The organism is Cutibacterium sp. LaCa_255, from assembly GCF_057458005.1.
Genome location: NZ_CP190956.1, coordinates 824,835 through 839,178 on the forward strand (window position 1 = coordinate 824,835; position 14,344 = coordinate 839,178).

Sequence of the window (14,344 nt, forward strand, 5' to 3'; positions counted from 1 at the left end):
ATATGCGCGTCATGGTTTTGGCTCGGGGGGCCCCGAGCCCGGAAGCTCCGCTACGTGGGATCTTCGAGTACGACCAGGCGGTGGCGCTGCGACAACAGGCCCATGAGGTGGTACTGGCCGTCCTCGACGCACGTTCGGCCCGGCACTGGCGGAAGTTCGGAACTCGTGTCGAGCACGCCGTGGAACGCGATGACGGCATCACGGTGGTGAGACTGGATGTCCCGGTGGGGGCCGTTTCCGCGCGGACTGATCATCGTGTTCACGCCTGGGCTGCGCGACGACTTCATCGAACCGTGACCTCCGAGTGGGGAACCCCCGACGTCATCCATGCTCATTTTGCGCGATTCGCGGCCGCTGCGACCCGTGCTGAGTGTCCGGAGCCACTGGTGTGGACCGAGCATGACTCCCACCTGGCGAATCCTGATCGGCGCCTGACCGAGGACATCTCGGTCGCCGGAGACAGGGCCGACGCGGTCGTCAGTGTCTCCCAGGGGCTGAGTTCGCGGCTGGCAGGGCATGGGATCACCTCGACGGTGATTCCCAACATCGTCGACGTCGATCTCTTTGACCGTCCTGCCCGTCGTCATGAGGGAACGGTGGTGGTCAGCGTCGCCACTCTCAACCCAGGCAAGGGAATGGTCGAGCTGGCCCATGCCGTCGAGCAGGTGCCCGGAGTTCAGCTGCGCATCATCGGGGACGGACCACAACGGAGGCCGTTGGAGACCATCGCTGCCAATAACCCGAATATCGTTCTGCTGGGTACCCAGCCGCGCGAGCGCATCGCGGAAGAACTCGCTGGTGCCGACGCCTTCGCCCTGGCCTCCCACTCCGAGACCTTCGGGGTGGTCTGCGCCGAAGCGTTGGCGGCAGGCCTACCAGTCCTGACGACGGAGTGTGGTGGTCCGCAGGAGTTCATCGACGACAGCAACGGCATGGTCGTCCCGGTGGGGGACGTCGACGCGTTGGCAGATGGCCTGCAACAGGTGCTTGGTCGGTCGTGGGACCGAGCGGCGATCGCATGGCAGGCCCGCTCCCGATTTGCGGCCGGGCCCGTCGTCGATCAATTGGAGGCGGTCTACCGACAGGCGATCTCCAGCCATGTGACGACCGGTTGAGCCTGGGTGGAAGACTGGCAGGTATGGATCTGACCGCATGGATGGCGAGCGTCAACGGCGTCATCGCGGCCAATGCCTCCCATCCCTGGGTCGTTGCGGCGTTGGGGGGACTGTGCGTCATCGATGGGTTCTTCCCACCCGTCCCCAGCGAATCCCTCGTCGTCGCCCTGGCAGCAGTAGGACACCCGCCGTGGTGGGTCATCGTCCCGGTGGCAGCGCTCGGTGCGATGTGTGGGGACAACATCGCATACTGGATTGGGCATCAGCTCGGCCACACCAAGCTTTTCAACGGTGGACCGAAACGGCAGAGGACCGTCGCCTGGGCCACTCACCAGTTGCTGGTGCGCGGGCCGCTGTGCATCCTGGTCGCCCGATACATTCCTGGTGGACGTGTCATCGTCAACGCCATGGCGGGGGCCACTCGCTTTTCCTATCGCGTCTTCCTCCCCGTCGACGCGTTGGCCGGGGTCCTGTGGGCTGGATATGCCACCGGGATTGGTGCCGGCGCGGCAAGTTTTCTGGGCAACAACCACATCCTCGCCGCGACGGTCGGGATCATCGGTGCAATTGTCATCGGCGTCATCCTGGACCAGGTTCTGCGACGAGTGATGCCCGCTCCGCAGAACGACTGAGGGCAATTGCGGACGACGCCCCCGGCTTGCTTGTGCCGGGGGCGTCGTCACGAGGTGGGGAGGGGTGGGATCAGGCCCGGCCCTCCTTCTGGGCGTTCTCCTTGCCGGTGGACTTGTTGGCGGCGAGCTGAGCCTCGTCGAAGACGCTGGCCCCGGCGTTGGACTCGTCACCCTCCTCCTCGCGGCCAGGGGTGCGCAGATTCCACTTCGTGATGACGAATCGGAACACCACGTAGTAGATGACGGCATAGACGAGACCTATGAGGATGAGCAGCAGGACCTTTCCTGCACCGCCGGACAGTTCAGCAGCTCGTCCGAAGTTGATGATGTAGTCGGTCAGACCGGCCGAGAATCCGAACCCATCCTTGATGCCCAGGGCGTTGCACAGGGCCAGGGAGGAGCCGGTAAGCAGGGCGTGCACGAGGTACAGCGGGAAGGCCACGTAGGCGAAGGCGTACTCGAGGGGCTCGGTGATACCGGTGAGGAAGGCGGTCAGACCGACCGAGAGCATGACGCCACCAGTGATCTTCTTACGCTCCGGCTTGGCGGTGTGGTAAATGGCCAGGGCAGCACCGGGCAGGGCAAACATCATGATCGGGAAGAAGCCGGTCATGAAGGAGCCAGTCCAGGCATTGGTGCCAGCAGTGCCGCTGAAGAAGCAGGTGATGTCGCCGTGCAGGGTCTCGCCAGCAGCGTTGGTGCAGTTACCGAGCTGGAACCACGGCAAGGAATTGAGCAGGTGGTGCAGGCCGAAGGGGATGAGCAGACGGTTGATGGTGCCGAAGACGAATCCGGTGGCCGGGTTCGACCCGTGGGCCATGATGAATCCGCCGACCTGCTTGTTGAACAGCCAGTCGAAGGCAGGGTAGATGAGGGCCATGATCACACCGGCGACCACCGAGGCCGCAGCAGTGACGATCGGCACGAAGCGACGTCCACCGAAGAAGGCCAGGTAGGTCGGCAGCTTGGTGCGGCGGTACTTCTCGTACATCTTGGCGGCGATGATGCCGATGACGATGCCGCCGAGGACACCGTAGTTGATGACTCCGGTGTCCTTGGCGAAGTACGGGGCCAGTGCGTGCAGGACGCCACCCTGGGTCTTGTCGGAGGTGCCTGCGCCTGTGAAGGTGAGGTAGCCGATGAGGGCGGCCAGTGCGGTGGAGCCGTCGGCCTTCTTGGCGTAACCGACGGCCACGCCGAGGGCGAAGATGAGGGGCAGGTTGTCGAAGATCGCGCCACCGGCGCCGGCGAGTACGTCAGCGACTGGCTGCATCCAGGATGCGTGCTTGGCTACGCCGTCCGCGCCCAGCACGTCGGCCGCTCCGAATCGCATGAGCAGGGCCGCGACCGGCAGGGATGCGATGGGCAGCATGAGGGAGCGTCCGATGCGTTGCATCTGGGAGAACCCGGGTATCTGCCGTTTCTTCTTCGTGCTGGTGGCAACAGCGTCTTTCGCCATGGAGTTCCTCCGCAGTGAGTTCTCATGTCCGACGCCTTCGCCCACGTCGGTTCGGCATCAGGTGGTCCGTGGGGTGGTATGGACCACTTGCGGAAGTATAGGCCACCGGTACTGCCATCACAAGAGGGTGCGCAGAATGTGTGAACGTGAACATTCCGGTCGGGGTTGATCCCCCAACCGGTGGTTCGCCCTGCACCCGGGGCATAATTCACGCATGAAGTACGTGACCGTGCGGGACTACCTCGTCGAGCTCATCGACACCGGTCTGTCGGTCGGGGATGTCGTTCCCAGTGAGCGTGAGCTTGCCGAGCGTTTCGGAGTCTCGCGGATGACGGTCCGCCAGGCGGTGGACTCGCTAGTCAGTAGCGGACTGCTGGAACGTCGCCGGGGGAGCGGGACCTACGTCCGGGCTCCGAAGGTTGATGTCCAGTCACGGATCTCGTCCTTCAGCGAGGAGATGCGTCAACGCGGGATGATTCCCGATACTCGGGTGCTGCGCGGGGAGGAACTGCCGGCAACCCCAGACGTGGCTGTCTGGCTGGGGATTGAGCCTGGTGAATCCGTCCACTTCATCTATCGGGTGCGGCTGGCCGACGGAGTTCCGATGGCAGTCGAAAGAACCTGGATCTCCACGCGAGTGATGCCGGATCTGCTGGCGAATGGCGTACCTACGAGCATTTACGGGGCTTTGGCTGACGCTGGACTGGTCCCCACCTGGGGAGAGGATGCTATCGAGGCCGTCAGTGGGGATGCGGTGATCTGCGAACTGTTGCACCTCCCGGGGGGATCTCCCCTGCTGGCCATCAACCGTCGTACCTATGCCGACGATCTTGCTGTCTCCTATTCCCGGTCCTGGTACCGGGGAGACCGTTACAAACTGTGGGTGCCGATCTCCGGGCCACGCAGGACCCTGTATCCACCTCGAGGAGGTGCGCGATGAAGCGTGTTGAACACATCTTGGCGGCGTTGGGGGGAGTCGACAACGTGGTGTCGATCGAGCCGTGCGTGACTCGCCTGCGCTGCCAGGTCCGAAACTGCGAGCAGGTTGACGAGCAGGCTCTGCGTCGCGCTGGCGTCCACGGTGTGACGATTCAGGGGCAAAGCGTGCAGGTGATCGTCGGACCTGATGCTGACTTGCTCGCCTCCGACCTGGAGGATCTATGGGGAGAGGATCACGAGACCTGACCGCCTCTTGACCCTGACCGTCTCTTGACACCGGGCGGCCCGATGGAGTTCAGTGTTAGTTGTCTGGACCACTTGGAAGGTGGGCCAGTATTTGTTCGAGGAACCTCCATGGCGGAGTCCATCTCGAACCAGGACAAGGAGACATCATGAGCAAGGCAGAACAGATCTTGGCGGCCCTCGGTGGTGACGACAACATCGACGACCTTGAGGCCTGCATCACCCGGCTGCGCGTCGAGGTTGACGACCCCGACCTCGTCGACGAGGCCGCCCTCAAGGCAGCCGGTGCATTCGGTGTCGTACAGCAGGGAACTTCCGTACAGGTGGTCGTCGGCCCCGAGGCCGACACCCTCGCCGAGGACATCGAGGACCTGCGCTGATGACCTCAATCGTTTCCCCCCTCAACGGCACCCTGATGACGTTGTCCGAGGTCCCTGATCCGGTGTTTGCACAGGGTCTGGTGGGCCCCGGTGTCGCCCTGCAGCCCACCAGAGACGGCGATGTCACCGCCGTGGCCCCGGTGGCGGGACGCATCGTCAAGCTGCACCCGCATGCCTTCGTCCTTCAGGCGGACGGTTTCGGGGTGCTGGTGCATCTGGGCATCGACACCGTCCAGCTGGAGGGGGAGGGATTCACCCTCCACACCGAGGAGGGGGCAGAGGTTTCCGTCGGGGACGAGCTCATCACGTGGAACCCTGCCCGTATTGTCGAAGGCGGTCGCAGTGCGGTCTGCCCGATCATCATCCTCGACACGACTCATGACAAGCTCGGTGATGTCGCCGCTGCTGGCACGTCGGTGAACAGCGGTGATCAGTTGTTCACGGTGGCGTGATTGAGCGTTATGGGTTTGGGGCGGGCCGGAGACGGTCCGCCCGCCTCATGTCGTGTGACTGATGCATGGTTGTTCCGGGCCAAGGCGAGGAGAGACCCGATACCAAGGATCTCGTAAGGGTCGGTGAGGACTTTCTGCCACCACGGCGCAGCAATTTCTAGGTCATTACCCGCTGGGAACCACCAGACCATCCATGTCAGGGCGGCGAAGGCCCAGAGGAAGGCGAGAATGTGCCGGTCGCGGCGTCGGTCTGCCAGCCCTGCGACGATGAGTAGAGGTGCCCACACCCAGTGATGAGACCATGACACCGGGCTCACCAGACACCCGCAGAGTCCGGCACACAGCAGGGACCACACCTGGTCAGCATCCCCCTGCTGCCACAGCCGACGTGAGGAAATCCCAGCGAACAGGCAACAGACGGCGACGAGAACGAGCCAGATCAGCGTGAGGTCTCCCAGCCCCAGCCGCAACAACATCCCCGAGAGGGATTGGTTGCCGGCCCAGGTGAGCCCGCCCAGCCGCTTTGGGGTGATCATGTAATGGGTCCAGTACTGCCACGACGCCGTGGGTGCGATGGCGAAGCCGAGAGCAATCGTTGCCACTCCGGTGCCAGCGGCTCGCAAGGCTGCCTTGAACTGGCCGGTGACGAGGTACCAGAGTGCGAAGATGCCGGGAGTGAGCTTGAACCCGGTGGCCACACCAACTCCGACACCGCGCCACTTTCGGGGAAGAACGAAGACGTCAAGGACGACCAGGAGAGCCAGCTGAAGATTGACCTGGCCGCAGGCAAAGCTCTTGCCGATCGGTTCGCTGGCCACCAGGATCACGGCGACGACAGCCGTCAGGACGCCCGAAGGTCGACGTCCGCAGCGGCGCCACACCACGTCGATCATGATGACGAGAGCAGTCGCGCTGACAGCATGGTGAAGGATCGTCGCGGCGCGGAACGGCAGGAGGGTCAGCGGGATGAGGGCGATCGCGGCGAAGGGCGGATAGGTGAATCCCAGACCGCTGACCGAGGTGGCGGTGTATAGCGTCTCCGGGGCGTGCAGCATCGCTCGCACACAGTCCCGGTAGATCCTGAGGTCGATCGGGGTAGGAATGATGAGCACCCACGCCACCGTGATGACGAGGGTAGCAATCGTCGGCCACAGCACGGCCAAGGATCTGCGGGGCCGGGAGACGTTGGTGTCATCGTCGTGCAGCGTCACGGATTCTCCACGATGTCGGCGGCCTCCAGCCATTGCTCCTCGAGGTCGGACATCCGTTCGTCGAGGTCATTGGCCTTCATCTGCAAATCGGCGAGGGCCTGGTAATCGTCGGCCTTGGCAGCCATCTCCTCGTGCAATGAGGCGAGTTTGTCGCGGACCTTGCCCATCTGGCGGTCAATCCGGTCCATGTCCTTGCGAGCCTGACGCAGGGCCGCAGTGTTGACCTTCTGCCGGGACCCCTCGGTGCCCACCCGACTCGACTTCGACGGACCGGTCTCACGATTGCGACGGTGCTCCAGGTACTGGGAAATGCCTCCTGGTAGCAGGGCAACCGTGCCGTCTCCCACGAGGGCCCAGACCACGTCGCAGACCCGCTCCAGGAACCACCGGTCGTGCGAGACGACGATCAACGTCCCCGGCCAGGAGTCGAGGTAGTCCTCGAGCAGGCGCAAGGTGTCGATGTCGAGGTCGTTGGTCGGCTCGTCTAGCAGCAACACGTTCGGCTCGTCCATGAGGAGGCGCAACAGCTGCAGACGACGACGCTCCCCACCGGAAAGGTCGCCGACACGGGTGACGAGCTTCTGCCCGGTGAACCCGAATCCTTCCAGCAGGTCCGCGGCGGAGGCATCCCGGCCGGTGGTCAGTTTCGTCCTGGCCTTGACGTCGTTGACCGACTCCAGCACCGTCACCGTCGTGTCGAGGTCGTCAACCTCCTGACGCAGATGGGCAAGTCGCAGGGTCTTTCCCTGCTTGACGCGGCCCGAGTCGGGTTGCCGGGATCCATCAAAGAGATTGAGCAGGGTCGTCTTGCCAGCACCATTGACGCCGACCAGACCGATCCGGTCACCTGGGCCGATTGACCATGTCACCTTGTCGAGCAGGGTGCGCTCACCCAGCTCGTCGGAGGTCACGGTGACGGTGACGTCTTTGAGATCGAGCACGTCCTTGCCCAGCCGGGTAGCGGAGAAGCGCGCCAACTCCAACTTGTCGCGGGGCTCGGGGACATTGGTGATGAGGGCGTTCGCGGCCTCGACGCGGTAACGAGGCTTGGAGCTGCGGGCGGGGGCACCGCGACGCAACCATGCCAACTCCTTGCGCGCCAGGTTTTGACGCTTGGCCTCGTTGCTGGCAGCGATGCGGGCGCGTTCCACCCGGGCGAGGGTGTAGGCGGAGTATCCGCCCTCATAAGCCTCGACGGTGGCGTCGTGAACCTCCCAGATGTCGGTGCAGATCTCGTCGAGGAACCAGCGGTCGTGGGAGACGACGAGCATTGCGACGCCACGTTCCTGGAGGTGGCGGAGGTGGCCTGCCAACCAAGCGACGGCCTCCACGTCGAGGTGGTTGGTGGGCTCGTCGAGGACGAGCAGGTCATGGTTTGCCAGCATGATTGAGACCAAGGCAGCACGTCGCCGTTCACCACCGGACAAGTCGGTCATGGGGCGATCGAGGTCGATGTCGGAGAGCATGTCCTCGACGATGGGGCGAGCTTCGCGATCCGCCGCCCAAACATGATCGGGACGGCCACCGACGACGAGGTCACGGACAGTCTCGTCACCCGTGGGGGTCTCCGCCTGGGCGAGTACCCCGATGGAAACCCCATTGGTGCGCGTCACGACCCCGGAATCGGGCTCCAACGAGCCCGTGAGAAGGGCCAGGAGGGTCGATTTTCCGTCCCCGTTGCGACCCACGACACCGATGACATCTCCCGTTGAGAGTCCCAGGGACACCTCTGAGAGGACCGTCCGGGTGCCCCAGGACTTCGAGATCCGATCGGCGTTGACGAGGTTTGTGCCGGTCAACGGAGGCTCAGCGTCCTCGCATGGCGGCGCGGGCGCCCTTCATGGAGCTGGGCATCGGGCCCTTGGGCAGCGGCACCTTCGGACGCATCGCGTCGAGGGCCTTGAGGCGGTTGATGACCTCGTCCACCTGGGCGGTGTTGAGGGCCTTGGGAAGCTTCTTGATGTGCTTGTCGAGGTTCTCCAGCGGAACCTCACCCTTGCCGTCGCCCATGATGATGGAGGTCACCGGAGTGCCATAGGCGACCTGCTCATGACGTTTGGTCTCGGTGGCCAGCAGATTGCGCAGACCGTTGCCGTGTCCCTCGCCGATGAGGACAATTCCGGCCGGTCCGACGGCGCGGTGCACGACGTCCTGTTGGCGGGTGAAGGCAATCGCCGGGGTGGAGGTCCACTTCTTCTTGTCGAGCAGGGAGAGAGCGACCTCGGCCGATCCGGTCTGGCCCTTGAACCGGGCGTACATGGAATGCTTGGCGCGCCACTGGAACACCCACATGGCGGCAGCGGCACCGGCAAAGATGCCGACGATGAGCCATGCCCACCACAGATCGGTCAGGATGAGACCGAGGACGGTGAACACCACGACGCCCAGGACGAAGGCGCCAATGACCCACCAGAGGAGCCGGGGATCAACCTGGCGAGTCAGCTTGAAGGTCTCGACGAGCTGCTTGCCGGTGCTCCAGTCCTTGGGATTGTCGGAGTTCTTGCGACGCTCCTTCTCGGCCTTGGCCTGGGCCTTCTGCTTGGCGGCGAGTTCCTTGGCTGCCTGGCTCTTGGGCATTGACACGCTCCCGACGACGTTAATGGACGGACTCCGCGGCATTCTACCGGTTTCGCGACGGTGGCCCTACTTTGGCGTGGTTTCGCTGTATGTACCTCGCGGCGCCGCTGGAATCCTCCTCGTCAGGCTGATCAGGTGTCTCTGATTATTCCTTGGTCGCGAATGGAGCCGGCTTCTCCCCGTCTCGGTACCCGGTGACGATGGTGACCGGCTTCTCCCCGCGAGCCTCCATGGCCTGACGGTAGAGACGTCCGGCGCGGTAGGAGGAGCGCACCAGCGGGCCACTCATGACACCGACGAATCCGATCTCGCGGGCCTCCTCGGCCAGCTCGTCGAACTCCTGCGGGGTCACCCAGCGGTCGATGGGGTGCAGGTAGGCATTCGGCCGAAGGTACTGGGTAATCGTCAGCAGGTCGGTGTTGGAGTCATGCAGGGCCTGCATGGCCTCCGAGATCTCCTCACGAGTCTCTCCCATGCCGAGGATGAGGTTCGACTTGGTGATGAGTCCCGCCTCGTGGGCCGAGTTGAGGACGGCCAGCGAACGGTCGTAGCGGAATCCGGGGCGGATGCGCTTGAAGATGCGGGGGACCGTCTCGAGGTTGTGCCCGAAGACTTCCGGGCGTGCCTCGAAGACGACGTCGAGGAGATCCTGCTTGCCGGAGAAGTCCTGAGCCAGCATCTCGACGCCGACTCCCGGATTCACCTGGTGGATCTGGCGGATGGTCTCAGCGCACAGCCAGGCTCCCTCGTCCTCGAGGTCGTCACGGCAGACCGAGGTGACGGTGGCATAGCGCAGTCCCATCTGCTTGACGGATTCGGCGACGCGGCGGGGCTCGTCCCGGTCGTATTCCTCCGGCTTGGCCGATTCGATCTGGCAGAAGTCGCACCGACGAGTGCAGTGGTCACCGCCGATGAGGAAGGTGGCCTCGCGATCCTCCCAGCACTCGAAGATGTTGGGGCAACCAGCCTCCTGGCACACCGTGTGAAGATCACCGTCGATCATTCGGCGTCGCATGTCACGGTACTCAGGGCCCATCGTGGCCCGGGTGCGGATCCAGCGGGGTTTGTCCTCGATGGGGGTCTGGGAGTTCTTGACCTCGACTCGGAGGAGCTTTCTACCGTCTGCTTCGACACTCACGTCGGTCAGTTTAACTGTGTGCACCGAAGTTGCGAAGTCTCAGTGAATGGGTGACGACGAAGAGGCTCGACAAGCTCATGGCTAGCCCGGATATCAGTGGGTTGAGGAGCCCGGCGGCTGCGATCGGGATAGCTGCGATGTTGTAGACGAAGGCCCATGCGAGGTTGCCACGGATGGTGCGCAGGGTGCGTCGTGACAGCCCGATGGCGTCTGGGACGACCCCAAGATGGTGACGCACACAGATGATGTCTGCGCTGCGCATCGCGATGTCGGTGCCGGTGACCATCGCCAGGCCGAGATCAGAGCTGGCCAGGGCCGCGGCGTCGTTGATGCCGTCACCGACCATGGCGACGACGCGACCTCCGCCCCGTAGTTCGTCGATGACCTTGGCCTTCTCGGTGGGCAGGACGTCTGCGAGCACCTCGTCGGTACCGAGTTGGGAAGCGACGGCGTCCGCAGCGGCCTTCGAATCACCGGTGAGGAGGACGGTTCGCAGCCCCATACCCTTGAGCTGAGCGATGACCGCAGGAACCTCGGGCTTGACGGTGTCGGAAATGACGAGTGCTGCCGAGGCCCGGCCATCGATCGCGACGAGAATAGTGGAACGGCCAGTACTGGCGGCCTGATCGACGGTGTCGGTGAGCTCGCCGGGAATGGTGATGCCGGCCTCGGTGAGGAAGGCGGGATTGCCGACCATGACGTCGTGCCCATCGACCTCGCCCTCAGAGCCACGACCGGCGACGGCGAGCGGGCTGGAGCACTCCGGAATCGTGCCCTCGACAGCGGCGACGATGGCCTTGGCCACCGGGTGGGTGGAGTGCTGATCCAGGGCGGCAGCGTAGCGGTGGGCTCGGTCGATGTCCTGTCCTTCGGCGGCGATCCGTTCGGTCAGGGTCATGTCGCCGGTGGTGACGGTACCGGTCTTGTCGAGGACGACGGTGTCGATGCGTCCTGACGCCTCCAGCGCTTCCGGACCCTTGATGAGGATTCCCAGTTGACCGCCGCGTCCCACCCCGACCATGAGCGCGGTGGGGGTGGCCAGACCCAGGGCGCAGGGACAGGCGATGACGAGCACGGAGAGAGCCGCTGACAAGGCATGACGGATTCCTGCCCCGGCGATCCACCATCCGAAAAAGGTGAGGACAACCACGGCCAGCACGGCCGGCACGAAGATCTCGACGACCTTGTCGACCAGACGCTGGACGTTGGCTTTGCGGGCCTGGGCCTCCTCGGCCATGACCGCCATCTGGGCGAGTTGGCTGTGGGCTCCCACGCCGGTGGCCCGCGCCACGATGCGTCCGGTGAGGTTCATCGTTCCGCCCAGAACCGTCGATCCGACGGTGGTGTCGACCGGCATCGGCTCGCCAGTCATCATCGAGGTGTCAACACTCGACGACCCTTCGACGATCTCCCCGTCGGCGGCGAGGGTTTCACCAGCCAGGGTGACGAAGAGGTCACCCTTGTGCAACTTCTCGATGGGCACGAGGGTCTCGACCCCGTCGCGCAACACGCGCGCATTTCTGGCCGCCAACTGGCCCAGGGCCGTCAGCACCGAGCGAGCTGACCTCTTGGCCCGGGCCTCGAAATAGCGCCCGGCCAGTAGGAAACAGGTCACCCCGGCAGCGACGTCGAGGTAGAGGGTGTCGGCGCCAGCAGGGGTGATGCCGTAGCCCAGCCAGTATCCCTCCTCGTCCTGGGCGCCGATGAGGATGGAGACGAAGGACCACCCGAAGGAGGACAACACGCCCAGTGAGACCAGGGTGTCCATGGAGGTCATGCCATGGCGCAGGTTTGACCACGTCGCCTTGTGGAAGGGCCACGCCGACCAGAACACCACCGGCAGGGAGAGCACGACGAGCAGCCAGTCCCAGGCGGGGAAGCGCAGCTGTGGCTCGAGGGCCAGTACCAACCCGATGTCCATGAGGGGCAGGGTCAGCAGGACGGCGACGATGAGACGGCGTCGCAGCATCGTGATGCGTCGCTCTGCCTCGACGGCCAGATCGACGTCAGACAGCGGAGCGGCGGTGTAGCCGACATCCTTGACGGCCGCGATGGCGTCCTCGACGTCGATACCAGTAACCGTCGCCCGCTCGGAGGCGAAGTTGACGCTTGCATGTACGCCGTCAATACGGGCCAGGCGCTTTTCGATGGTGTTGGCGCACGCCGCGCAGGTCATCCCGCCGATCTGGAGCTGGACCGGTGGATGGAGGACCGGCTCGTCGTCACCCTGCTCATCGGTTGTCACCGCGGTCATGGCCGGTTCTCCGGGTCCTGCGGCTTGATCTCCTGGCCAGCCATCCGAGCCAACATGTCATTGTAGGCGGCGAGGGACTCGTCGAGGCTGGCATCCTCGGAGGCGTCGACCCGGCGCTGGTCGCGCCGATCGGAGACGAACCACTGCACGCACAAGGCGATGAGCACCAGGGCCATCGGAATCTCGCCGGTTGCCCAGGTGATCTGGCCGCCGAGGTTCTGGTCGTCGCGCAGATTGGTCACCCACGGGATCGACAGGGCCTGATAGAAGTCCTTGCCAATGATCTGGTGGGCATTCATCGTGATGACGGCGAAGAAGGAGTGGAAGGGCATCGCAGTGATGACGAAGCCCAGCCGACCGATGTGAGGCAGGGAGGCGGGCAGGTCGTCCAGGCCGATGACGTACTCGAAGAGCATGAACCCGGCCATGAGGAAGTGCAGCAACATCCACTGGTGTCCCCAGTGGTAGCGCATCAGGTAGCCGAAGATCGGGGTGAAGTACACTACGTAGAAGCTGGCGATGAAGACAATCCATGCTGCGAATGGGCCGAATAGGATCTTGGTGGGACGCCATTCCAGAGCAGCCATGAGGCAGTCGTGGGGGCCGTTGAGGCCGTCGTCGATGCCATCGCCGGTACGGAAGACCTCCCTCATGAGAGTTACCGGCGCTCCCAGCACCAACAAGGCGGGAACCAGCATGTTGAAGGTCATGTGGACCAACATGTGCCAGCTGAACTGCATCGAGGAGTACTCCCACAGGCCAACGCTGGCCAGGTAGATCACGATGACCCATGCCCCGATCCAAGACCCGATGCGAGCGCCGGACCATTTTTCGCCGCGGTGCTTGATGATGCTCACCGCGAAGAGGTATCCCGCAATTCCCAGGATCGACAGGGTCCAGAAACCGATGTTGGGACGGCCCGGGGCCAGCAGGACACCAGTGGTGGGCGCCGGTGGCAGCTCGTAACCGAGGTAGTTGACGGCGGGGGTCTGCCCGATGAGGTAGCGCGGGGGCACCAGCTGGCTGCTGGCTCCCAGGACGGTCAGGACGATGGTGACCATCCCGAGACGAAGCCACCCACGTACCCGAGACCGAGGCAACCAGCTGAGGACCACCCAGACCGTTGATGTGATCACCAGGACGACCCGGGCCACCCCCCATCGGTCCGACAGCCAGGAATGCCCGGCCTGACCCTGCCAGGTGACGACGATTCCGCCGGCAAGGGTGATGATGGCCCCGACGCGTTCCTGCCAGGACACCCGACAGGTGACAGCGGGGTCGGGCCCATCGAGGACCTCGACGAGAACGCACGCCGCTGCAATCGTCATACCGATGGCGGCAAGAGCCCCGGAGTCGGTGGCGAAGTCGTGGTTGAGACCCACCGAGATGGCTCCGGTCACCGGTATCGGCAGGGCAGCCAGAACCGTCACCAACGTCGCCATGACGAGGCCACCAAGGTGCGTGGCGAGCAGGGCGAGTAGTGCCACCACCAGGCCCAGCACGGCGACGACGAGCCAGGCCGTCACAGAGGGGGTCGAGGTGATGTAGGTCGGCAAGTCGACGGTGGCCTGTTCGAAGGTCAGACCGGCAGAGTCGGCGGACTCCAGCGGGATCATGAGCAGGGCCAGCAACGCCCACATCTGGGCTGCCAGCCAGGCCCGGCGTCCGCGGGTACGGGTGGGATCGACAACATCCCGGTGGGGAGAGCAGAGGGTGGCGCGAATGAGTTCGGCCAGGGTCCACACCAGAGCTGCCCAGAACAGGGTCCCGACGACGGCATGGAGGACGCTGGTGAGTACGTCCGGATTCTCCCTACCCAACAGACGAGGCTCCAGGGGCCGGAGCTGACCGATCACGGCGGCGATGACGGTCATGACGAGACCCGTGACCGCCAGCAGCGGTCCAGTGGCGCGGGCACGGGTGGGATGCGTCACCAACATCTCC

13 protein-coding genes are annotated in these 14,344 nt (G+C 64.4%); 6 read left to right on the plus strand and 7 right to left on the minus strand.

Going from position 1 to position 14,344, the window contains the following annotated elements:
• Positions 1–2: 2 nt before the first annotated feature.
• Positions 3–1,115 (plus strand): glycosyltransferase, encoded by a 1,113-nt coding sequence (locus tag ACP8ML_RS03630; protein ID WP_117189316.1) that lies wholly within the window; start codon positions 3–5, stop codon positions 1,113–1,115.
• A gap of 23 nt (positions 1,116–1,138) precedes the next feature.
• Positions 1,139–1,747: a DedA family protein gene (locus tag ACP8ML_RS03635; RefSeq protein ID WP_065674105.1), complete on the plus strand. Its 609-nt coding sequence runs from the start codon at positions 1,139–1,141 to the stop codon at positions 1,745–1,747.
• Positions 1,748–1,817: 70 nt separating this feature from the next.
• On the opposite strand, the gene ACP8ML_RS03640 is transcribed toward ACP8ML_RS03635, so the two are convergent.
• The gene (locus ACP8ML_RS03640; RefSeq protein WP_117189315.1) at positions 1,818–3,206 is read right to left on the minus strand and encodes a PTS transporter subunit EIIC; all 1,389 of its coding nucleotides are present in this window, start codon (positions 3,204–3,206) and stop codon (positions 1,818–1,820) included.
• Positions 3,207–3,420: 214 nt separating this feature from the next.
• On the opposite strand from ACP8ML_RS03640, the gene ACP8ML_RS03645 reads away from it, so the two are divergent.
• From ACP8ML_RS03645 to ACP8ML_RS03660, 4 genes are all read left to right on the plus strand, one after another.
• Positions 3,421–4,146 (plus strand): GntR family transcriptional regulator, encoded by a 726-nt coding sequence (locus ACP8ML_RS03645; protein WP_065674103.1) that lies wholly within the window; start codon positions 3,421–3,423, stop codon positions 4,144–4,146.
• A complete protein-coding gene (locus tag ACP8ML_RS03650) occupies positions 4,143–4,391 on the plus strand; it encodes a PTS sugar transporter subunit IIB (protein WP_016667253.1) in 249 nt (82 codons plus the stop codon). Before ACP8ML_RS03645 ends, ACP8ML_RS03650 begins: the two co-directional genes overlap by 4 nt.
• Positions 4,392–4,537: 146 nt before the next feature.
• On the plus strand, positions 4,538–4,768 hold the full coding sequence (locus ACP8ML_RS03655; protein ID WP_004811882.1) for a PTS sugar transporter subunit IIB: 231 nt from the start codon (positions 4,538–4,540) through the stop codon (positions 4,766–4,768).
• Positions 4,768–5,220, plus strand: coding sequence for a PTS sugar transporter subunit IIA (locus ACP8ML_RS03660; protein ID WP_065674102.1), 453 nt, complete (start codon positions 4,768–4,770; stop codon positions 5,218–5,220). Before ACP8ML_RS03655 ends, ACP8ML_RS03660 begins: the two co-directional genes overlap by 1 nt.
• Here ACP8ML_RS03660 and ACP8ML_RS03665 read toward each other — a convergent pair.
• The 6 genes from ACP8ML_RS03665 to ACP8ML_RS03690 all read right to left on the minus strand — a co-directional run bounded on the left by ACP8ML_RS03665 (position 5,199) and on the right by ACP8ML_RS03690 (position 14,340).
• The gene (locus ACP8ML_RS03665) at positions 5,199–6,323 is read right to left on the minus strand and encodes a glycosyltransferase 87 family protein (RefSeq protein WP_249361240.1); all 1,125 of its coding nucleotides are present in this window, start codon (positions 6,321–6,323) and stop codon (positions 5,199–5,201) included. The genes ACP8ML_RS03660 and ACP8ML_RS03665 overlap by 22 nt on opposite strands.
• Before the next feature lie 104 nt (positions 6,324–6,427).
• Positions 6,428–8,230, minus strand: a complete 1,803-nt coding sequence (locus tag ACP8ML_RS03670) for an ABC-F family ATP-binding cassette domain-containing protein (RefSeq protein ID WP_065674100.1) — start codon at positions 8,228–8,230, stop codon at positions 6,428–6,430.
• 7 nt (positions 8,231–8,237) lie between these two features.
• On the minus strand, positions 8,238–9,008 hold the full coding sequence (locus tag ACP8ML_RS03675; RefSeq protein WP_065674099.1) for a DUF4191 domain-containing protein: 771 nt from the start codon (positions 9,006–9,008) through the stop codon (positions 8,238–8,240).
• 145 nt (positions 9,009–9,153) lie between these two features.
• Positions 9,154–10,146 (minus strand): lipoyl synthase, encoded by a 993-nt coding sequence (lipA, locus tag ACP8ML_RS03680; protein ID WP_036975847.1) that lies wholly within the window; start codon positions 10,144–10,146, stop codon positions 9,154–9,156.
• A gap of 10 nt (positions 10,147–10,156) precedes the next feature.
• Positions 10,157–12,400 carry a heavy metal translocating P-type ATPase gene (locus tag ACP8ML_RS03685; RefSeq protein ID WP_117189314.1) on the minus strand — a complete coding sequence of 748 codons (2,244 nt, stop codon included), beginning with the start codon at positions 12,398–12,400 and terminating at the stop codon, positions 10,157–10,159.
• Positions 12,397–14,340 (minus strand): cytochrome c oxidase assembly protein, encoded by a 1,944-nt coding sequence (locus ACP8ML_RS03690; protein ID WP_171048583.1) that lies wholly within the window; start codon positions 14,338–14,340, stop codon positions 12,397–12,399. The genes ACP8ML_RS03685 and ACP8ML_RS03690 overlap by 4 nt, the downstream gene beginning before the upstream one ends.
• Between the last annotated feature and the right edge of the window lie 4 nt (positions 14,341–14,344).